18 protein-coding genes are annotated in these 19,921 nt (G+C 71.2%); 6 read left to right on the forward strand and 12 right to left on the reverse strand.

Annotation, left to right across the window (positions count from 1 at the left end):
* From FLV34_RS19310 to FLV34_RS19320, 3 genes are all read right to left on the reverse strand, one after another.
* A partial coding sequence (locus tag FLV34_RS19310; protein ID WP_187280669.1) for a DUF222 domain-containing protein occupies positions 1-1,038 on the reverse strand: 1,038 nt, incomplete at its 3' end.
* Entirely contained in the window at positions 1,017-1,448 is a 432-nt protein-coding gene (locus tag FLV34_RS19315; protein WP_147943729.1) for a hypothetical protein, read from the reverse strand. The genes FLV34_RS19315 and FLV34_RS19310, both read right to left, overlap by 22 nt.
* Positions 1,449-2,402: 954 nt before the next feature.
* Positions 2,403-3,041 (reverse strand): TetR/AcrR family transcriptional regulator, encoded by a 639-nt coding sequence (locus FLV34_RS19320; protein ID WP_147943730.1) that lies wholly within the window; start codon positions 3,039-3,041, stop codon positions 2,403-2,405.
* Between the two features lie 63 nt (positions 3,042-3,104).
* Here FLV34_RS19320 and FLV34_RS19325 point away from each other — a divergent pair, with 63 nt between their 5' ends.
* Together FLV34_RS19325 and FLV34_RS19330 are read left to right on the forward strand one after the other, a co-directional pair.
* Positions 3,105-4,667, forward strand: a complete 1,563-nt coding sequence (locus tag FLV34_RS19325) for an FAD-dependent monooxygenase (RefSeq protein ID WP_142652248.1) — start codon at positions 3,105-3,107, stop codon at positions 4,665-4,667.
* Between the two features lie 182 nt (positions 4,668-4,849).
* The gene (locus tag FLV34_RS19330) at positions 4,850-5,506 is read left to right on the forward strand and encodes a GNAT family N-acetyltransferase (protein ID WP_142620174.1); all 657 of its coding nucleotides are present in this window, start codon (positions 4,850-4,852) and stop codon (positions 5,504-5,506) included.
* Positions 5,507-5,567: 61 nt separating this feature from the next.
* Here the strand turns inward: FLV34_RS19330 and FLV34_RS40560 are convergent, their stop codons facing one another.
* Positions 5,568-6,116, reverse strand: a complete 549-nt coding sequence (locus FLV34_RS40560) for a hypothetical protein (protein ID WP_168066589.1) — start codon at positions 6,114-6,116, stop codon at positions 5,568-5,570.
* A gap of 228 nt (positions 6,117-6,344) precedes the next feature.
* Between FLV34_RS40560 and FLV34_RS19340 the strand changes: the two genes are divergently transcribed.
* Positions 6,345-9,347, forward strand: a complete 3,003-nt coding sequence (locus FLV34_RS19340; protein ID WP_147943731.1) for an AfsR/SARP family transcriptional regulator — start codon at positions 6,345-6,347, stop codon at positions 9,345-9,347.
* Between the two features lie 269 nt (positions 9,348-9,616).
* Here FLV34_RS19340 and FLV34_RS19345 read toward each other — a convergent pair whose 3' ends face one another.
* From FLV34_RS19345 to FLV34_RS19355, 3 genes are read right to left on the reverse strand one after another with little or no spacing between them, the layout of a single operon-like run.
* On the reverse strand, positions 9,617-11,086 hold the full coding sequence (locus tag FLV34_RS19345) for a methyltransferase (RefSeq protein WP_261985833.1): 1,470 nt from the start codon (positions 11,084-11,086) through the stop codon (positions 9,617-9,619).
* Positions 11,087-11,106: 20 nt separating this feature from the next.
* Complete coding sequence (locus FLV34_RS19350) at positions 11,107-11,697, reverse strand: TetR/AcrR family transcriptional regulator (RefSeq protein WP_142652244.1); 591 nt, start codon at positions 11,695-11,697, stop codon at positions 11,107-11,109.
* Positions 11,694-12,212: a GNAT family N-acetyltransferase gene (locus FLV34_RS19355; RefSeq protein ID WP_260617545.1), complete on the reverse strand. Its 519-nt coding sequence runs from the start codon at positions 12,210-12,212 to the stop codon at positions 11,694-11,696. The genes FLV34_RS19350 and FLV34_RS19355 overlap by 4 nt, the downstream gene beginning before the upstream one ends.
* Positions 12,213-12,310: 98 nt before the next feature.
* On the opposite strand from FLV34_RS19355, the gene FLV34_RS19360 reads away from it, so the two are divergent.
* The 3 genes from FLV34_RS19360 (at position 12,311) to FLV34_RS19370 (ending at position 14,876) form a co-directional block, all read left to right on the forward strand.
* Positions 12,311-12,787 carry a helix-turn-helix domain-containing protein gene (locus FLV34_RS19360; RefSeq protein WP_142652258.1) on the forward strand — a complete coding sequence of 159 codons (477 nt, stop codon included), beginning with the start codon at positions 12,311-12,313 and terminating at the stop codon, positions 12,785-12,787.
* Positions 12,788-12,824: 37 nt separating this feature from the next.
* Positions 12,825-13,610 carry an SURF1 family protein gene (locus tag FLV34_RS19365; protein ID WP_142652240.1) on the forward strand — a complete coding sequence of 262 codons (786 nt, stop codon included), beginning with the start codon at positions 12,825-12,827 and terminating at the stop codon, positions 13,608-13,610.
* A 69-nt stretch (positions 13,611-13,679) separates the two neighbouring features.
* Positions 13,680-14,876 carry an amidohydrolase family protein gene (locus FLV34_RS19370; RefSeq protein ID WP_142652238.1) on the forward strand — a complete coding sequence of 399 codons (1,197 nt, stop codon included), beginning with the start codon at positions 13,680-13,682 and terminating at the stop codon, positions 14,874-14,876.
* A gap of 1 nt (position 14,877) precedes the next feature.
* Here the strand turns inward: FLV34_RS19370 and FLV34_RS19375 are convergent, their stop codons facing one another.
* Genes FLV34_RS19375 through FLV34_RS19395 form a run of 5 tightly spaced genes read right to left on the reverse strand, consistent with a single transcriptional unit; the run spans position 14,878 to position 19,918 of the window.
* Complete coding sequence (locus FLV34_RS19375; protein ID WP_147943732.1) at positions 14,878-15,639, reverse strand: ABC transporter ATP-binding protein; 762 nt, start codon at positions 15,637-15,639, stop codon at positions 14,878-14,880.
* An 8-nt stretch (positions 15,640-15,647) separates the two neighbouring features.
* Positions 15,648-16,484, reverse strand: a complete 837-nt coding sequence (locus FLV34_RS19380; RefSeq protein ID WP_147943733.1) for an ABC transporter ATP-binding protein — start codon at positions 16,482-16,484, stop codon at positions 15,648-15,650.
* Positions 16,481-17,362: an ABC transporter permease gene (locus FLV34_RS19385; RefSeq protein ID WP_147943734.1), complete on the reverse strand. Its 882-nt coding sequence runs from the start codon at positions 17,360-17,362 to the stop codon at positions 16,481-16,483. The genes FLV34_RS19380 and FLV34_RS19385 overlap by 4 nt, the downstream gene beginning before the upstream one ends.
* A complete protein-coding gene (locus FLV34_RS19390; protein ID WP_142652230.1) occupies positions 17,359-18,336 on the reverse strand; it encodes an ABC transporter permease in 978 nt (325 codons plus the stop codon). The genes FLV34_RS19385 and FLV34_RS19390 overlap by 4 nt, the downstream gene beginning before the upstream one ends.
* A gap of 22 nt (positions 18,337-18,358) precedes the next feature.
* A complete protein-coding gene (locus tag FLV34_RS19395; RefSeq protein WP_147943735.1) occupies positions 18,359-19,918 on the reverse strand; it encodes an ABC transporter substrate-binding protein in 1,560 nt (519 codons plus the stop codon).
* Positions 19,919-19,921: the final 3 nt, after the last annotated feature.

Below are 19,921 nucleotides of genomic sequence, written 5' to 3' on the forward strand. Positions count from 1 at the left end.
GTCAGCGGCTCCGTCGGCATCGGCATTGCTCCCCGCACCGGCACCTGCCTCGGCCTCGGCCGCGTCGAGGTCGTCGGACTCGCCGGGAGCAAAGTCGCCTGTGTGCTCCCGGCCTTCCTCGAAGTCCTCGGCGTCCCGCGCGTCCTCGACATGGTCGGCGGGGTCGTCGGTGGCCGGGGCAGCGGGGTCTTGGGTGGCCGGGTCGGTGTCTTGGGTGGCCGGGTCGGCGGGGTATGGGTTGTCGTCGGTGGGGTCGGTGGGGTCGGTGGGGTCGGTGGGGTCGGTGGGGTCGGTGGGGTCGGTGGGGTTGGTGTTTTCGGGGTCGGTGGGGAGGGATTCGGCGCTGACCACGACGAGGAGCTCGGTGACGATCTTCTGCTCCAGCAGGGCGATCAGCGCGTCCGCCTGACGTACCGTCAGCGGGCGGTCATCCCCCTGCGCCCTCAGCTTGGCGTACGCCTGCAACAACGCCATCAACCGGGCGCCGGCCTCACGCGGCAGGTAGAACTCCCCTTCCACGCCGCCGCCCTTGCCCGGGCGGACCCGCAGGAACCGCCGCCCGTAATCGGCCCGCTCATCCCGTTCTTCCCCGTCGGGGTCCAGCACCGCCCGCAGGTGGCGGCCGGCCTTGGCGACCTCCGCCGCCCCCGCTTTGCCGGCCAGGTCCACCAGGATCGGCTCCGCCAGGGTGGCTTGCTCGTCGGTCAGTCCGGCCACAGCGGCGCAGATGGCCTCCACCACCCCCGCTGCCAGCTCACCCGTGGCGAACTTCTCCCGCACGACGGGGAGGCGGGGCAGTTCCGCGCCGAGGGTGAGCAGGCGGCCAGCTCCGCCCACCGTCATCCCCCCACTGGTGCGCAACCAGCAGCGGGTGGAGGCATGCCCGTGCTGCTTGGCCTGACCTGCTCGGTGGACCCGGCCGACGCGGTCGGCCAGGGCGCTGGTGATCCGATCGCGGGCGAACAGCAACTCCTCCGCCTCGGCCAGGCACACATCCACGTCATCGGGAAGCGGCGTCAGCGCCAGCTCTTGGGCCACCTCACGAACCGACCCCACCACCACCCACGACGACCGCACACCACCCCGACCACGACCCCGACCACGATCACGCCCACCCACACCATCGGAAGCACCCGCACCCGCACCAGCACTCGGGCCGGCCGCGCCAGGGTCATTCGCGCCGGTGCCGTTTGTGCCAGCAGCTTCCGCGCCATCGGCAGCACCACGCGCGGCACCAAAGCCAGCGCCATCCGCGCCAGCGGCATCTCCACGGGCGGCATCCGCGTCAGGGCCATTCGCGCCAGCGGCAGCCGCACCATCACAAGCCCCGCGCACGGCACCGGCGGCAGCCGCGCCATCGGCAGCCCCACGGGCGGCACCCGCGTCAGCGCCGTTCGTGCCAGCGGCATCCGCACCGGCAGCAACCCCGCCCGTGGCATCCGCGCCATCGCTATCTGCCCTGTCGGTATGCGTGCCTGGGGCGTCCGCGCCCGGGTCGTCCACGCTCTCGACAACGGGTGCGTCGGCGCGCTGCCGGGGCCCGAAGTTGATGATCGGGAAGGGCTCCCGGGCGGACGAGCCATCAGAGGACCACAGTGGGGAATTGGCGATCAGACGGTCCCACCACTCACCGTCGGCATCGTTCGAATGACGAAGGCGCTCAGGATCGATGTCGAACAGATCCATCACACCTCCATCAAGCGATTCGAAAACTTGTATTAATTCTCTCCTCCCCCCGGAGCTTGTGCAAGATCAACTAGCAATCTCTTGGGATCACAGATTGAGGAGACCGCCCTGGTCACGGCGTAGTTCGCCGCCGCCATACAGGCCCGCCAGAAGCTATGGGCTGGACAAGCCCTGCCGGGGGCAGTGAAGGCGCCGCTCAGAGGGCGCGGAGGCACTACCCAGCAAGCATCAAAGCCCGGAAAACGGCGCAGACGCCGCCCAGAAAGCGGGGACGACACTGCTCGGAAAACGCCGAAAGCCCCGCAAAACGGCGACGGCACTGCTCAACCAGTAGGGACGGCGATACTCAGACAGCCAGGGCGGCGCTGCCCCCAAGGCACCGAAGACCCCGCAAAACGGCGACGGCACTGCTCAACCAGTGGGGACGGCGCTGCTCAGGCAGCGGGGACGGCGCTGTCCGGAAAGCGCCGAAGGCTCGGAACGGCGAACGCCGAGAACGACGAAGGCCCGGAAAACTACGACGGCGCAGCCCGGAACGCGCCGAAGGCTCGGAACGACGGAGGTCCAGAACGACGGACCCCAGAAAACGGGGGTGCTCGGATCGCGCCGAAGGCTCGTGACAGCGAAGGCTCGTAACTACGAAGGCCCAGAACGGCGAAGACCCGGAACGGCGAAGGCCGAGAACGACGAAGGTCCCGAATGGCAGGGCGGGCTGCTCAGAAGGCGGCGATGGCGTGTTCGACGGCGCGCAGGGCGCGGTCGAGCTGGACGGCGCGGTCGGCGATCACGTCCTGCATGGGATCACCGGCACGGATCCTGTCGATGCTGGTGATGTACACGGCGCGGTAGGCGGCGACCACCAGGGCGGCCGCGAGGCGCGGGGCCGGGTCGCCCGGATCGCTTCCGGCCGCCTCGGCGAACAGGCCGGCGATCACGCCCTCGAACTCCTCGACCAGCTCCCTCGCCCGGGCCCTGAGCGCGGGCGAGTCGAGGATCACCTGCCAGAAGACCTCATATCCGGGGGCGATCCCGCCGAGCGGGTGGCCGTCCCTGAGCATGCCGAGGAACAGCCGGCGCAGCGCGGCGACAGGGGTCTCCCCCTCGGCGCGTTCCCGTACGGCGCGGGTGACCAGCTCCACCGCCTCGGGATAGCGGTCGAGGAACAGGTCTTCCTTGCGAGGGAAGTAGTTGAAGACGGTCTTGGCCGAGACTCCGGCCGCCTCGGCGACTTCGGCGACCGTGACGTTGTCGAACCCGCGCTGCACGAACAGGCCCGACGCCACGTCGGAGATGAGCGAGCGGGTCTGCCGCTTCTTCCGCTCCCGCAACCCCAAGGTCTCCGTCACCCGCCTCATTCTAGTTGCTAAAAACTTATAGCGACAGTAAGTTTACAGCAACGGTAACTACGGGGAGGGCGAATGTCGTACGACGTCGTTGTGGCCGGCGGAGGGCCGGTGGGCCTCATGCTGGCCTGCGAGCTGCGGCTGGGCGGGGCGTCGGTCGTGGTGCTCGAACGGCTGACCGAGATCGACCCGACGATCAAAGCCGGCGCGCTCAACACGCCCAGCGTGGAGGCGCTCTATCGACGGGGCCTGCTGCCCGCGCTGAGGGAGGTGCAGGAGCGGGCGATGGAAGTCGTGAGGGCGTTCATGCAGAAGCGGGCCGCCGCGGGAGGACCGCAGCGGACTCCGCCCAGGTTCGCCGGCCACTTCGCGGGGATGATGCTGAGCGCCGATCTCTTCGACGAGGACGACCCCGACCTGGCCGGCCGGGGACCGATCACCGAGATCGGCCTGGTGCCCCAGCAGCAGCTCGAACAGATCCTCGCGGGACGCGCGGCCGAGCTGGGGGTCGAGGTGCGGCGCGGCGTGGAGGTGACCGGCTTCACCGACGACGGCGAGCAGGTCACGGTCGCCACGACCGAGGGCCCGGTGCACGGCCGCTGGCTCGTGGGCTGCGACGGCGGCAGGAGCATGGTGCGCAAGCTGGCCGGCTTCGAGTTCCCCGGGACGGACCCGGAGATCACCGCCTACCAGGCCATCGCGGAGATGGAGGGCACCGACGACCTCGGCGTGGGCTGGCAGGCCACTCCCACCGGGATCTACTCCCACGGCCCGGTGCCGGGGCGCATCCTCGTCGTACGCTTCGACGACGGCGCGCCAGGCAAGGCCGACAAGACCGAACCGGTGACGACGGAGGAACTGCAGGACGCGGTCAGGCACGTCACGGGCTCCGACGTCGTCGTCAAGGGGATCACGTCGGTCACGCGGTTCACGGACAACGCGCGGCAGGCGACGACCTACCGGCTCGGGCGGGTGCTGCTGGCCGGTGACGCCGCGCACGTGCACTCGCCCTTCGGCGGCCAGGGGCTGAACCTGGGACTGGGCGACGCCGTGAACCTCGGCTGGAAGCTCGCGGCGGTCGTACGCGGGCAGGCCCCGGAGGGGCTTCTCGACACCTACACGCGGGAGCGGCACCCCATCGGCGCCTGGGTGCTCGACTGGACGCGGGCCCAGATCGCCCTGATGCGTCCCGACGCCCACGCCCGGGCGGCCCGGACGGTGGTCGCCGACCTGCTCGGCACGGTCACCGGCACCACCTACTTCGTGAAGAAGATCTCCGGTGTCTGGCAGCGGTACGACATGCCCGGCGGCGGACACCCTCTGATGGGGCGCAGCGTGCCCGACTACGAGTTCGAGGACGGCTCACGGCTCGCCGACCACCTCCACGACGGCCGCGGCCTGCTCCTCCGCCAGACCGGATCCCGGCTCGGCGGCGCGGCGGCGGACGGGTACGGCGACCGGGTCGCCACCGTCACGACGGCGATACGCGACGCGCACGCTCCCGGCGCGCTGCTCGTCCGCCCGGACGGCGTCGTCGCCTGGGTGGAGGACCCGGAAACCACCGATTCCGAGGGGCTCGCCAACGCGCTGGAGACCTGGTTCGGCGCGCCCGCGGACGTCCCCGTGACCCTCGCCTGAAGCGTTCGCCGGGCCCCATGGATCTTTGGCCAAATCTTTACCCTGGCCGCCCGCCGCGCGGGGCCCGGATCAACGCTCTGACCTGCGGTTTCATCGGGCACCACACCCCTTAACCCGCACCCCGCCAAGATGTCTCGTGTCATTTGGTATCAGGCGTGGTCAGCAGCCCCCATCATGTGCTCATGCCCGCTTTTGTCACCCTGTCCGGGCGCTCCGTGCGCCTGGAACCGCTCAGCCTCGCGGTGCTCGACGACCTCGTCGCCGCGGCGAGTGAAGACCGTTCCACATACGCCTTCACTCGCGTTCCCGCTGGCCGGGATGAGATGGCCTCCTACGTGGAGGCCGCCTTGGCTGAGCAGGCGGAGGGCCGCACGCTGCCCTTCGCCATCCGGTGGCTGCACACCGACCGCGTGGTCGGTGCCACCCGTCTGATGAACCTGGAGTATTGGCAGGGCCCGATGCCCTGGCCGCCGGGAACCAAGGGCGCGGTGGGCGAGGTCCCGTCCGTCGCGGACATCGGGTACACCTGGCTCGCCGCGTCGGCCCAGGGCACCGGTGTCAACCGGGAGAGCAAGTATCTGATGCTCTCCCTCGCCTTCGAGACCTGGCAGGTTCACCGGATCACCCTCAAGGCAGACGTACGCAACACCCGATCCCGGGTCGCCATCGAGGCCCTCGGCGCGCACCTCGACGGTGTGCGACGAGCGGACAGCCGAGGCGCCGACGACACGGTCCGAGATACCGCGTACTACTCGATCCTGAGTCCCGAATGGCCCGCCGTGCGCGAACGTCTTCGCGCGAAGCTGGGCATTCTGGAGCCGGCGTCGGAAGCAGCTTGATCAGTCAATAGAAAGGGAGCGGCCCGTCCCGGAAGGGACGGGCCGCGTCATGCGAGGGTGATCAGGCGTCGTAGCCGTAGTCCTCGTCGTAGGCGTTGTAGATGTCGCGCCAGTAGCCGCACTTGACGGGCACGTTGCTGTACAGGCCGATCTGGCAGACCTTCGCCTGGACCTGGGCGACGTCGTAGCGCCAGAAGTTGATCTGCTTGTAGCCGCCGGCGCCGCAGTACTTGTACGACTTGTAGCTGGAGGACCAGTTGTCCTCGCCGTCGTCCCAGTAGGACACCCGGAACTTGATGTACGCGCACTTGCCGCCCTGCCGGTAGGTGCGGTGGTCGTTGTCGTACAGCTTGCCGGTGATGTGGACCCGGTTCGACTCCTCGTGGTCGTAGTTCACGTCGACGTAGCCCTTGGCCTTGGCGAGGTGGTTGGAGGACCAGTAGGTGCCCCACCAGCCGTCGTAGTCCCAGTCGTGGTGGTGCGGGGCGGAGGCGGTGGCGGCGGAGGAGGCGGAGGCGGGGGCGGCGTTGGCCGCGGTCGCCAGGGCCGGCAGCCCGAGGGCGGCGACGGTGGTGGCGGCGGCGAGACCGAGGGTGATGGAGCGTCGCATTTCGGTTCTCCTGTTCGAGGACGATCCCCCCGATACGGGGTGCGTGTCGGGGTTGCAGCTCAGTGATAGGCCCGCCCGCCTGCAACCCGCTTTCAACGCTCTCGCCGTGGTTTGCAGGTCGCTTTCAAGCACCTGTACGCAAACTGAACCAACGCCCGCGGTCCTATTGCCGCCGCGTCGCACGATCTATCATTTGGTCGGAAATCTTGCCATCGGGAGACAGGTCACATGCCTGATCACGCCGCCGTGGACGGCCTGCGCTTCGCCGTGCTGGGACCCGTCCTTGCCTGGCGCGACGGCGTGGAGCTCGACCTTGGCACGCCATTGCAACGCTCCATTCTCGCGATGCTCCTGCTGAGGGAGGGGCACGCGGTCACGCCGGACGAGATGATCGACGGCGTGTGGGGCGAGGACGCGCCCCCGCGCGCGCTCGGCGCGCTGCGCACCTACGTTTCCCGCCTGCGCACCGTCCTGGAGCCGGACCGGTCCCCCCGGACCCCGCCGCGGCTGCTGACCTCCGTGGGCCGGGGATACGCGCTGCGGCTCGACTCCGGCCCCGCCGGCTTCGACCTCGCCGTCTTCGAACGCGAATGCGCCGCCGCCGAGTCCGACCGCCGCACGGGCCGGGCCGGGGAGGCCGCCCGGCGGCTGCGCGGGGCCCTGCGCCTGTGGTCGGGCGAGCCGCTGGCCGGCGCGGTCGGCCCGTACGCCGAGCACCAGCGCGACCGGCTCGCCGAGCGCCGGATGAGCGCGGTCGAGACGCTCATGGAGCTCGACCTCGAGCTGGGCCGGCACGCGGAGATCGTCTCCGAGCTGGTCGCGCTCACCGCGGAACATCCGCTGCGCGAGCGGCTGCGCGCCCAGCTCATGCTGGCCTATTACCGGTGTGGCAGGCAGGCCGAGGCGCTGTCGGTCTTCACCGACACCCGGCGGGCGCTGGTCGAGGAGCTCGGCATCGAGCCCGGGGCCGAGCTGTCCCGCCTCCACCGGCGGATCCTCGCCGCCGACCCCTCCCTCACCCCCACGCCCCCTCCCGTACGGCTCTCGCAGCAGGATGTCCACGATGACGCCGCGGCGGCCGAGACGGGCCCGGTCATCGAGATGCCGAGACCGGCCCAGCTCCCGGCGGCGGTGCCCGACTTCACCGGACGCACCGGCCTGGTGCGCAGGCTGCTCGCGCTGCTGCGTGGCGAAGGGGCGCGCGAGGGCGTGCCGATCGCGGCGATGTCGGGCATCGGCGGCGTGGGCAAGACGACCCTGGCCGTCCACGTGGCCCACCTCGCCGACGACCTGTTCCCCGACGGCCAGCTCTACGCCGACCTGCGGGGATACAGCGCCGAGCCGACCGCGCCCGAGACCGCGCTGGTGGCGTTCCTGCGGGCCCTCGGCATCCCGATGGACGTCATCCCCGACGGCCTGGCCGAGCGCTCCGCGCTGTTCCGGTCGCTGCTCGCCGACCGCAGGATGCTGGTGCTGCTCGACAACGCCCGCGACGCCGAGCAGGTCGAGCACCTGCTGCCCGGCTCACCCGGCTGCGCCGCGATCATCACGAGCCGGGGCAAGCTGGCCGACCTGCCCGCGGCCCGGCTCATCGACCTCGACGTGATGGAGCCCGAGGAGGCGTTGTCGCTGCTCGCCGCGGTCGCGGGGCCTGAGAGGGTGGCGGCGGAACGTGCCGCCGCCATGGATGTGGTCGCCGCCTGCGGTTTCCTGCCGCTGGCCGTGCGGATCGTCGCGGCCCGGCTGGCCTCCCGCCCGTCGTGGACGGTCGCCTCGCTCGTCCCCCGGCTGGCCGACGAGCGCCGCCGCCTCGACGAGATGAAGATCGGCAACCTGGCGGTCTCGGCCACGTTCGCCCTCGGGTACGGCCAGCTCGACGCCCGGCAGGCGCGGGCGTTCCGACTGCTGTCGCTGCCGGCGGGCTCGGGCATCTCGGTATTCGCGGCGGCGGCCGTGCTCGACCTCACCCCGTCCGAGGCCGAGGACGTGATCGAGTCGCTGGTCGACGCCAGCCTGCTGGAGGCGCCCGCGCCGGGCCGCTACCGATTCCACGACCTGCTCAAGCTGTTCGCCCGGCGGCAGGCGGAGGCCGCCGAGGAGCCCGCGGCCCGCACGCTCGCCCTGCGGCGGCTGCTGGGCTTCTATCTTGCGTCGGCGGGCGCGGCCCACCGGCTGGCGTACGAGGGCAGCCGGATCGCCGACGTCCTCACCGATCTGGGCATGCTCGGCCACTCCTTCTCCTCCGCCGACGAGGCAGTTGCCTGGCTGTCGGCGGAGGCCGAGGACATGTTCGGAGCGGTGGCCCAAACGGCAGGGGCACAGGACGAATCGGGCGACGACCTGCTCGCGGCGGCCGACCTGCTGCTGGCGATGGAGCCGCTGCTGGAGTCGGGCACCAACCAGCGGGACTTCGAACAGCGCACGTCGGCCCTGCTGGCGGCGACGCGCCAGGCCGGTGCGCGGCGCGCCGAGCTGCGCTGCCGCTACGTGCTGGGCCGGGTGCTGTTCGGCGCGAACCGGCTGGCCGAGGCCGAGAGCCATTTTCTCGCCGCGCGGACGCTGGGCGAGGAGACCGGCGACCACATCGTTCTCGGCGAGACGTGCAACGCGCTCGCGGTCGTCGCCGGGCGGCGGCGCCGCCACACCGAGGCGCTCGAATGGTTCGACCGGGCGACGACGGTCCACCGGCAGACGGGCAATCCCGCGGGCGAGGCGCTCGCGTCGTGCTACTCCGCCCGCGACCACCTGGGCCTCGGACGGCCGGACGACGCCATCGCGGCGGCCGAGCGGGGGCTGGCGGTCTTCACCGAGATCGGCAGCGGCGCGGGGGTGGCGCGGGCCCGCTATCACCTCGGCAACGTGCTGTCCTTTGTCGGGCGGCTCAACGAGGCGGTCGTCCACCACGCCGAGTGCCTGGCCTTCTTCCGCGCGAGCAACCAGCGAGTCTGGGAGCAGCGGGTCTGCTACCGGCTCGCCGCCACCTTCATCGCCGCCGGACGGTTCGCCGAGGCCGCCCGGCACGCCGAGCAGGCGCTGACCGTGAGCCGCGAGATCACCCACCCGTACGGCGAGGCGCAGTCACTGGCCGCGCTCGGCAAGGCCCTCGCGGGGCTCGGGGAGACCGGCCGGGGCAGGCAGGCCCTGGTCAAGGCCCTCGACATCTTCACCCGGCTCGGGTCGCCCGAGGCCGACGACATCCGTGCCCTCCTGCGCGAACAGGTCGAGACGTAGGTCATCGTCGAGCCGGCTCATCCGGACGTGGTTGATCACACCGAACACCCATCTTCGCGTGCGGGAGGCTGGACGCCCGGCCGGCCGCCCGTCGTCACACTGGGACGCGCAGGGGGCCCGGATCCTACCGGTGCGCCCCGTGACGACTCGCCGCCTCACGTCGACGACCGGCCGGGCTTGGTGCGCGGGCTCCGAAACCCCCCCCGAAGCCCGCTCACGACCACTGTCCGCCCGGCCGTTCAAACTCCGATCAACGTGGGCTTGCAACGTCAGCGTGGGCTTGCAACGTCGAGAAAGCCCTCGGCGATCAGGGACCGCAGCGCGGCGGGCGCCCGCCCGAGCACCTCACCGGGATCCTCACCGGTCAGCTCGGCGATGGCGGCGAGCAGCGGGCGCGTGGGCAGTTCGCCGTCGCACACGCCCGCCAGGGCCGCCTCCACCGTCCCCACGGCGGCCGTACGGCGTGCGCCCCGGGTCTGCCGCAGGACGATGCGGGAGGGGTCGTCGGCGCCGGGCGGGCCGACGCGCTCCTCCACGACTCCCTCGGCCGGCTTCAGCCGCGCGTCGAGCAGGTCGTCGTCGGACAGCTCGTGGGCGGTGCGCGCCGCGCGCAGCACCTCCTCGACCAGCGCGCCGGACGGCGGCTCGACCGGCTGGGTCATCTCCTCCCCCCGCACGAGCGGGCTCAGCGAGCCGGAGTCGTGCAGGGCGATCCAGCCGAAGCCGACGCCGGTCACGTCCATCGACTCGAACCAGCCGAGCCACTCGTCATATCGCTCCCGGTAGGCCGAGGTGCCGTGTTCTGCGGAGTCCCGCAGCCACAGCTCGACATATTCGGCCGGGTCCTGCACGTCGCGCTGCACGGCCCAGCCGTCGCAGCCGGTCTCGGTGAGCCAGCCGCCCACCCTGTCCTGCCAGTCCTCGCCCTTGACGTGCAGCCAGTTGGCGAGGAAGCGCGCCTGACCACCCTGGGCGAGGTGCCGGGGCGTGCGCCGTACGAGGTCGCGGCAGAACTCGTCGCCGCGCCGCCCGGCCTCCCGGTAGGTGTATCTGGCCTCGGGCGCGATGACGAAAGGCGGGTTGGACACCACGAGGTCGAAGCGCTCGTCGTCCACGGGGTCGTACATCGAGCCCTCGCGCGCCTCGACGCCGGTCACGCCGGACAGGCCCCAGCTCAGGCGGGCCAGCCGCAGCGCCCTGCGGTTCACGTCGGTCGCGACGATGTGCTCGGCCCTGGGGGCCAGGTGCAGCACCTGCACACCGCAGCCGGTGCCGAGGTCGAGCGCCCGCTCAACCGGCGCGGCCCAGCCGAGCTGCGCGAGGTTGGCCGAGGCGCCGCCCGCGCCCACGACGTGGTCGGGCCGCAGCGAGGGATCGCCGGGCCGCACCTTGCGGTCGGAGACGACGTACGCCGGGTCGCCCGTGCCGGTGTCCCACGGCTGGAGGTGCACGGTGGCCTGCAGGGAGTCGCCCAGGCGCACCAGCAGCCCGGCCTCGATGAGGCCCTGCACGGGGAGGTCGGCGGCGGCCATGCTGACCGGGGTGCCCAGCCACCACAGCCGGATCAGCGTGGCGAGGGGATCGGCGTCCCTGGTGGCGCGCAGCGCGGGCACGATCTCCTCGCGAGCCAGCGCGGCGGCGGCCATGTCGCCCAGCCGCTCACGCACGCCGTCGATCGTGTATCCGGTCTCCACGAATCTGTCGCGAAGCCGCCGGACCAGGTCAGAAGGGGCGTCCACGCATCGAATCTATCGCGGGGTCAGGGCATCTTGAGGCTGTTCCAGGCGGCCTCGCCCAGCTCGCGGATCTCCTCCTCGGTGGGCTGGTGGGCGCCGCTGAACCACAGGCGGCACATCTCCTGCGCCGGGCCGAGCCACAGCACATAGCACATGGTGGCGGGGACGGGGCGGAGCACACCGTTCTTCATGTGCGGCCGCCACCAGTCGGCGACCTGGCGGAAGAACTCGCGCCGCGACTCGGCGACCTCCGGCCCGCCGGGCTCGTTGCGCCGGGGCGGGCGCTCGCTGATCAGCAGGCGGGCGCGCTCGGGGTGCTCGCCGCACCAGGCCATGTGCATCGCGACGATGGCCTCGATGCCGGAGCGGGCGTCCTCGTGGCGGACGAGCTCGCCGATGAAGGCGGCCTGGTACATCTCCTGGATCTCGGCGTAGAGCACGCCGAAGACGTGTTCCTTGCTCGTGAAGTGGTGATAGAAGCTGCCGACGCTGACGCCGCTCTCCTGCCGGAGGCTGGCCAGGGTCGTGGCCGACACCCCGCTCTGGCTGAACCTGCGCAGGGCGCCCTCGATGATCCTGGCCCTGCCGTCTCGTCCGCTCTTCGCGCTCTTCACATAGTCAATGGTGAACCAACAGAACCTTGTTCTGCAAACGCGAGGCAGGCTTTGATCTCGACGGATGTGCCCTCTGTACTGATTGTGGCAGAGGGCCAGGCCCGGCGCACCATGGACAGCACCCGCCGGTTCTCCGTCATGACGTCCATGCCGACGGCGACCGCGCCGCGTACGGACGCCCGCCGCAGGAGGGTGCGCACGAGCCGCGACCCCACGCCGAGGCCCTGCCACCGGTCGTCCACCACGACCGCGATCTCCGCCTCGATCCCCAGGGAGCCGCCGGCCAGATGGCTCATGGCGTGCCCGATCACGGCGTCGCCGTGCAGCGCGAGCAGCGCGTCGCGCCTGTCGTCGCGCGCGACCATCGCGCGGATCAGGCTCGTGCTCGGCCGGCCCAGGCCGACGAAGAAGCGGTTCGTCAGCGTGTCCTGCGACAGACCCTCCACGAAGAGCCGCACCCGCGCCTCGTCGTCGCCCGGACGCGCCGCACGCACCTCCACGACACGGACGTCCACGAGAGGCCTCACCTGAGTTCCGAACATGGACTCAGGCTCTCCCGAACGCGCTGAGTCTGTCAAGTAGACTTAGATGGAAGGAGGAGGTTGTGGTTACGATGCGCGACATGCGGCGTTATCGGGTGGACAACTGCTCCATCGAGCGAACCCTCGCCGTGCTCGGCGAGAAGTGGACGTTCCTGGTCCTCCGCGAGGCGTTCAACGGCATCCGGCGTTTCGCCGACCTTCAGACGCGCACCGGCGCGCCCCGGCAGGTGCTGAGCGCGCGGCTGTCCCGGCTCGTCGAGGAGGGCCTGCTGCGCAAGGTGCCCTACCAGGAGCCCGGCCAGCGCCAGCGCGACGAGTATCGGCTCACCCAGAAGGGCCTCGATCTCTACCCGATCATGATCGCCCTCATGCACTGGGGCGACCGCTATCTGGCCGATCCCGAGGGACCACCGGTCGTGGTGACCCACCGCGACTGCGGCGCGCCCGTCACGCTGCACCTGGTGTGCGAGGAGGGCCACCGGGTCGACGGCCCGCGTGAGGTGACGCCCCGCCCCGGGCCCGGCGCACGACTGAGTACCCCAGCCTGAGAGCGGGACCATCCGGGTCGCTGCCTAGGCTGGTGACGTGTACCGTTTCCTCCTTTCGCGCCGGTGGGTCGGGCTGCACCTGCTCGTGCTCGTGCTGATCCCCGCCTTCTTCTTCCTGGGAAGGTGGCAGTGGGGGCGGTTCGAGGACCGGTCGGCCGAGAGCACGAGGATCACCGCCAACCTCGCCGCCGCGCCCGTGCCGCTCGACCGGCTCGACCAGATCGGCGCGTCCGTGGCGGAGCGGGACCGGTATCGCCTCGTCACCGCCACCGGGCGGTACGACCCCGCCCACGAGCTCGTGGTGCGCAGGCGGACCCAGAACAGCCGCGTCGGCTTCTACGTGATCACTCCGCTCGTCACGCCCCAGGGCGCCGTGCTGGTGAACCGAGGGTGGGTCCCGGCCGGGGCGACCGCCGACACCCCGCCGCAGGTGCCCGCCCCGCCCACGGGAGAGGTGACGGTCACCGGACGGCTCCGGCCGGCCGAGACGCAGGACAACACCGGCATCAGGAACCGATCGGGCCTGCCGTCCGGCCAGATCCTGCTGATCGACACGCCCACGATCGCCAAGGGCCTGCCGTACAAGGTCTATGGCGGTTTCGTGGAGCTCACCGCGCAGCAGCCGCAGGGCGGCGAGGCCCCCGAGCTCCTGCCGCCGCCCGACGTCGGCGCCGGAGGCGGGCTCAACCTGGCGTACGCCGTGCAGTGGTGGCTGTTCATCGGGATCGCGGTGGGCGGCTGGGTGCTCCTGGTGCGCCGGGAGGCCCGCGACCTCCGTACGCAGGAGGCGTCACAGGCCGTGACGGTACGCACCGCAATGTGAGCGAACGGATACCAACCGGAGACCTCGCAGCTTGTACCGTGTTATCCCTTGGCCCTACCGTTTACTATCGTGAATACGCCGCTGCATCCCGACCCAGAGCCGAGGCGGCGGGACTACGTGATCATCTCAGTCGATGATCACCTGATCGAGCCGGCCGACCTCTTCGAGGATCGCCTCCCGGAGAAATACAAGGACCTCGCGCCCAAGGTCGTGGAGACCGACTCGGGCCACCAGGTCTGGCGGTACGGCGGCGCCACCTATCCCTGCGCGGGGCTCGACGTGGGCGCGGGCCTGCCCAAGGAGCAGTGGACGCTCGACCCCGTACGCTTCGAGGACATGCGGCCGGGCTGCTACGACATCGAGGCCCGGGTCGGCGACATGGACCGGGCCGGGATCTGGGCGGCGCTGTGCTTCCCCGGCATGCTGGCGAGCCAGGCGGGGGTGGCGTTCGGCCGCACCCGCGACCAGGACCTCGGGCTCGCGCTCGTCCGGGCCTGGAACGACTGGCACGTGGACGTGTGGGCCGGCACCTACCCCGAGCGGATGATCGCGCTCCAGCTTCCCTGGCTCCCCGACCCCGAGATCGCGGCGAAGGAGATCAGGGCCAACGCGTCACGCGGGTTCAAGGCCGTCGTGTTCCCCGAGTTCCCCACCCGGCTGCGGCTGCCGTCCATCCACAGCCGCCACTGGGACCCGTTCTTCGCCGCCTGCGAGGAGACCGGCACGGTCGTGTGCCTGCACACCGGCGCGTCCTCCTGGGCGCCGGTGCCCTCGCCGGACACCCCGGTCGAGGCGATCACCACGCTGATCCCGGCGAGCGCCATGTTCGCCTGCGCCGACTGGCTGTGGTCGGGAGTGGCGCTGCGCTTCCCCAAGCTGCGCATCCTCATCGTGGAGGGCGGCGTCGGGTGGCTGCCGATGCTGGCCGAGCGGGCCGACTACGCGCTCGATCACCCCGTGGCGGGCGAGCCGAGCTGGGAGGGCGGCCTCAAGCCCAGCGAGGTGCTGCGGCGCAACTTCTACTTCGGCACGCTCGACGACAGCGCGCTGAGCTCGGTGCGGCTCGCCGTGGGCATGGAGCGCGTGCTGCTGGAGTCCGGCTATCCGCGCGCGGAGTCCACCTGGCCCGACACCCAGCGCGCCGTGGCCCGCAACCTCGGCAGCCTGCCGCCCGCCGACATCGCCAGGGTCTCGTACGGCAACGCCGCCCGCCTGTTCGGCCACCCCCTGCCCTCGCGGGCCTGGCTGCGGCAGGAGCAGCTCTAGCTCAAACCGAGGGCAGCCGGGGGACGCTGTCGATGAGCCGTCGCGTGTAGGGGTGGCGGGGAGCGCCGAGCACCTGTGCGGTGTCTCCCTGCTCGACGATGCGCCCCCGCTCCAGCACGGCCACCTCCTGGCAGAGGGCGGCCACCACGGCCAGGTCGTGCGACACCATCACGACCGTCAGCGCGCGGGTCTCCCGGAGCTCCTGCAGCAGGTCGACGACGCGCACCCGGGTGGAGACGTCGAGCGCGCTGACCGGCTCGTCCGCGAGCAGCACGCGGGGCTCGCACACGATCGCCCGCGCGATGGCGATGCGCTGCCGCTGCCCGCCCGAGAACTCCTGCGGATAGCGGCTCGCGGCGTCCTCGGGCAGGCCGACGGAGCGCAGGGCCTCGGCGACCCGGGCGGCCATGTCCTGCTTGAGGCCCAGGGACCGCAGGGGTTCCGAGACGATCCGGCCCACCCGCTGCCGGGGGTCGAGCGAGGAGTACGGGTCCTGGAACACCGTCTGCACGCCGCGCCGGAACTCCCGCATCTGAGCCCGGTCGCGCGGCGCGAGCTCCCTGCCCTCGTAGAGGACCTGGCCGCTCGTCGGCCTGGCCAGCCCGAGCAGCAGGCGCAGCAGCGTGGTCTTGCCCGCGCCCGACTCCCCCACCAGCGCGAGGCTGCGTCCGGGCGTGACGGCGACCGAGACGTCCGTGAGCACGGGGGCCGAGCGGCCGTAGGCGAAGTGCGCGCCCCGCACCTCCAGAATGGGCCGAGTCATGGGCCGGGTCATGAGGTCCTCCCGTCGATGGCATCGTCGAGAGCGCTGTCGAGAGCGCCGTCGAGCCGGCGCGCGCTGCCCACCAGTTCCCTCGTGTACGGGTGGCTCGGAGCGTTGACGACCTCGCCGACGCTCCCGGACTCCACCGCCACGCCGTTCTTGAGGACGATGACGCGTTCGGCGATGCGCGAGACGACCGCAAGGTCGTGGCTGATGAACAGCAGTGCCATCCCCCGTTCCCGCACCAGGCCGTCGAGCAGCGTGAGGACGTCGGCCTGCACGGTGACGTCCAGGGCGGTCGTGGGCTCGTCGGCGATGAGCAGGGCGGGGTCGCAGGCGAGGGCCATGGCGATCGCCACCCGCTGGCGCTGGCCGCCGGAGATCTCGTGGGGGTAGGCCCGGGCGATCCGATCGGGATCGGCCAGCCGCACCTCCTCAAGCGCGGCCCGCACCGCCGCGTGCAGGGCGCGTCCCCGCAGCCCTCTCCGGCGCCGGAGCGGCTCGGCCACCTGGCGGCCGACACGCATGAGCGGGTCGAGGGCGGTGAGCGGCTCCTGGAAGACCGTGCTCGTCGCCCGGCCGCGCAGCGAGGTGAGCCGCCGCTCCCCGGCCCCCACCACCTCGATGCGGTCGAGGCCGGGCACGTCGAACACGACACTGCCCGAGACGGTCATCCCGGGAGGCGTGAGACCCATGATCGCCAGGGCGGTCATGGACTTGCCCGACCCCGACTCCCCGATCAGGCCCAGCCGCTCGCCCGCGCCGAGCGTGAACGACACGTCCGAGACGAGGTCGCGGCCCTCGGCGCTGCGCACGTGCAGCCCCTCGACGGTGAGCAGGGTCACCTCGTCCTCCTCCGGGTCGGGTCGGCCACGTCGCGCACGCCGTCGGCGATGAGGTTGACGCCGACGACGAGCACGACGAGCAGGACGCCGGGGGCGATCACCCCCGCCGGGGCGATGAACACGCTCGCCTGGGCCTCCTGGAGCATCCGCCCCCAGGAGGCGTTCGGCGGCGGTGCGCCCAGGCCGAGATAGGACAGGCTGGCCTCCGCCAGGACGGCCAGGCCGAACTGCAGCGCGAGGTTGACCGACAGCGTCGGCCAGATGTTCGGCAGCACGTGTTCGACGATCACCCGGGGCCATGACGTCCCCGAGGTGCGCGAGGCCGTGATGAAGTCCTGGGCCAGGACGCGCTTGACCAGCACCCGGGTCAGCCGGGCCACGATCGCCGACATCGCCAGCCCGATCGCGATGATCGCCGAGCCGAGGGACGCCTCCCGCGCGGCGGTCACCAGCATGGCCAGCAGCACGGTCGGGAACGCGATGAGGATGTCGAGGAGGGCCGAGAGCGTGTCGTCGAGCCAGCGGGTGGCGAAACCGGCGGCGAGGCCGCCCGCGAGCCCCACGAGCCCGCCGATCAGCACCGAGCCCGCGCCCGCCTCCAGGGCCACCCGCGCGCCGATCATGAGCTGGGTGAGCAGGTCTCTGCCGAGCTTGTCGGTGCCGAGCAGGTGGGGCAGGCCCGGCGGCATCAGCCTGCCGCCCGTGGTGTCGTCCGGCGCGTACGGCAGCCAGAAGAACGACACGACGGCCACGGCGAGCACGAGACCGGCCAGGACGCAGCCGGCGATCAGCGTCGCCGACCGGGGGACACGGCGGGAGACACGGCGGGAGACACGGCGGGAGACACGGCCGGAGACACGGCGGGGGCCGGCGGTCATGCGCCGTCTCCCGAGAATCTCCCGCCGAGGGAGCGGCGCAGCCGCGGATCGATGAGCCGCTGCACGAGGTCGGCCGCGAACCCGATGACCAGCACCGCGAACGTGCTCACCACGAGGATCCCCTGGATGACCGGATAGTCATGCTGCGCGAAGCCCTTCACGAGCATGGTGCCGAGCCCGGGCAGCGCGAACACGCTCTCCACCACGACCGCGCCGAGGAAGGTGGTGGCGAGCTCGATGCCCAGGATCGAGACGACCGGCACCACCGCGTTGCGCAGGCCGTGCCGCCACATCGCCCCGATGAACGACGAGCCGAGCGCCCGCGCCGTACGCAGGTAGTCGCTGCCCAGCACGTCGAGGGTGGCCGACCGCACGTAGCGGATCAGCGAGGCCGACATGACCAGGGCGATCGTGACGACGGGCAGCGTCAGCGAGGTGAGCGCCTCGCCCGGGTCGGCCCAGTCGTCCTGGGGGAACCCTCCGGCCGGCAGCACGCCGAGATGGAGCGCGAACACCGTGATCAGCAGCATGCCGACCCAAAAGACGGGCACCGCGATGCCGAGCTGCGACAACGCGCTGAGCACCGAGCCATACCAGGTGCTCGCCCGGTAGGCCGCGACGAACCCGACCGGTACGGCGATCACGACGGCCAGCAGGAAGGACAGCAGCGTCAGCGGCACCGTCACGACCAGCCGGGCGGCGATCTCGGGGCCGACGGGAAGCGTGCTGACGAACGAGGAGCCGAGGTCGAGCCGCGACATCTCGCCGAGCCACGAGACGAACTGCTGGAGCAGCGGCCGGTCGGTCCCGATCGCGTGGCGGGCCGCCGCGACCTGCTCCGGGCTCGCCCCGACCGACAACAGCGCGTTGGCGGGGTCGCCCGGCAGCAGGCGCAGCAGCAGGAACAGCACCACGGCGGCCAGGAACAGCGAGACGACGAGGAACGCCGTCCGGCGCAGCAGATAGGCGATCATCAGCGCGCCACGGACGAGGGCATCAGCCCCGGCCGCCGCTCTTCTTGATGCCGTACGCGTAGAACTGGGAGTTCAGGCCGTTGACGGGGTAGCCCGACAGCGACGACGACGCCACGACGATCTGCGGGTAGAGGTAGAGCCAGTCGCTGGCCGCGTCGGCGGCGATCTGCTGGTTGACCTTCTTCAGCAGCTCGGTCTGCGCCTCGGCCGTGTCGGACTGCTCGGCCTCGTCGACCCACTTGGTGACCTGCGGGTTGTCGTAGCCCCAGTAGAAGTCGGGGTTGCCGTACCAGACCACGTCGCGGTCGTTGACGTGCTCCTGCAGCGTCGCCGCGAAGTCGTGGTTCTTGTAGACCTTGGTGTACCACTGGTCGGCCGTGATGACGTTGATGTTCACGGTGATCCCGACCTTGGCCAGCTCCGACTTCACGAACGTCGCGACCGTGGGGTGGGGGTCGTAGTTCGGCGTGTCGAGCGTGAAGGAGAAGCCGTTCGCGTAGCCCGCCTGGGCGAGCTCCTGCTTGGCCAGGTTCGGGTCGTACGGGTTGACCGAGGTGAGGTCCTCATACCAGGGGTCGGTGGGCGGCACCATCGAGCCGATCAGCGTGCCGTAGTCGCCCCAGATCGAGCTGAGCAGCTTCTTGTTGTCGATCGCCGAGGTGATCGCCTTGCGGACGAGCACCTTGTCGAACGGCGCCTTGCGGTCGTTGAACGCCAGCAGCAGCTTGGTCGTCGACTTGCCGTTGTTGATCTTGTAGTCGGCGTTGTTCTCGAAGTTCGCCAGCGCGTCGGGGCTCTGCTCGCTGGTGACGACGTCGACCGCCTTGGTCAGCAGCGCGTTGTTCAGCGCGGTCGCGTCGGTGAAGTAGTGGAACACGACCTGCTTGTTGGTCGCGGGGGTGCCCCAGTATCCGGGGAAGCGCTCAAGGGTGAGCGTGGAGCCGCGCTTCCACTCGCCCAGCGTGTAGGGACCGGTGCCGTCCTCGGTGGTCGTCAGGTTCTTGGCCTGGGAGTTGATGATCCACACGTAGCTGAGGTTGTAGACGAGCGAGATCGACTTGCTGGCGAGCTTCACCTTGACGGTGGAGTCGTCCGGCGTCTCGATGCTCTTGATCACCGTGAGGCTGCTCTTGCGGGCCGACTGGGAGTCGGGGCCGATGACCTTCTCGATGCTGTACTTGACGTCGGCCGAGGTGAGCGGCTTGCCCGAGTGGAACTTCACGCCGTCGCGCAGCGTGAAGGTGTAGGTGAGGCCGTCCTTGCTCACCGTGTGGTCCTTGGCCAGCAGGTCCTCGACCTTGCCGTCGTCGGTGAGCCGGAACAGGCCCTCGTAGACGTTGCCGTTGAACGCCTCCGTCACGCCCTGTCCGCCCCCGGCCGTGTTGTCGAGGTTCTGCGGCTCGTAGAGCGACCCGACCTCGATCGTCGCGTCCGGGTCGTACGCCGCCGTCGCCCCGGCGCCGCCCGTCGAGCCGGAGGACCCGGAAGACCCTGCGGACCCGGAGGAGCCCGATCCGCACCCGGTGAGGGCGAGCGCGAGCACGAGTGCGGCGCCGAGCAGCGACGTCGTCTTGCTGTTCACTGT

The organism is Microbispora sp. CSR-4, from assembly GCF_008033685.1.
GTDB lineage: Bacteria > Actinomycetota > Actinomycetes > Streptosporangiales > Streptosporangiaceae > Microbispora.

Bases quoted from the DNA above. Each gene is read 5' to 3' on its own strand.
- FLV34_RS19315 (WP_147943729.1), bottom strand. From the start codon at position 1,448: ATGGCGCGGATGCCACGGGCGGGGTTGCTGCCGGTGCGGATGCCGCTG.
- FLV34_RS19320 (WP_147943730.1), bottom strand. From the start codon at position 3,041: ATGAGGCGGGTGACGGAGACCTTGGGGTTGCGGGAGCGGAAGAAGCGG.
- FLV34_RS19325 (WP_142652248.1), top strand. From the start codon at position 3,105: ATGTCGTACGACGTCGTTGTGGCCGGCGGAGGGCCGGTGGGCCTCATG.
- FLV34_RS19330 (WP_142620174.1), top strand. From the start codon at position 4,850: ATGCCCGCTTTTGTCACCCTGTCCGGGCGCTCCGTGCGCCTGGAACCG.
- FLV34_RS40560 (WP_168066589.1), bottom strand. From the start codon at position 6,116: ATGCGACGCTCCATCACCCTCGGTCTCGCCGCCGCCACCACCGTCGCC.
- FLV34_RS19340 (WP_147943731.1), top strand. From the start codon at position 6,345: ATGCCTGATCACGCCGCCGTGGACGGCCTGCGCTTCGCCGTGCTGGGA.
- FLV34_RS19360 (WP_142652258.1), top strand. From the start codon at position 12,311: ATGCGCGACATGCGGCGTTATCGGGTGGACAACTGCTCCATCGAGCGA.
- FLV34_RS19375 (WP_147943732.1), bottom strand. From the start codon at position 15,639: ATGACTCGGCCCATTCTGGAGGTGCGGGGCGCGCACTTCGCCTACGGC.
- FLV34_RS19385 (WP_147943734.1), bottom strand. From the start codon at position 17,362: ATGACCGCCGGCCCCCGCCGTGTCTCCGGCCGTGTCTCCCGCCGTGTC.
- FLV34_RS19390 (WP_142652230.1), bottom strand. From the start codon at position 18,336: ATGATCGCCTATCTGCTGCGCCGGACGGCGTTCCTCGTCGTCTCGCTG.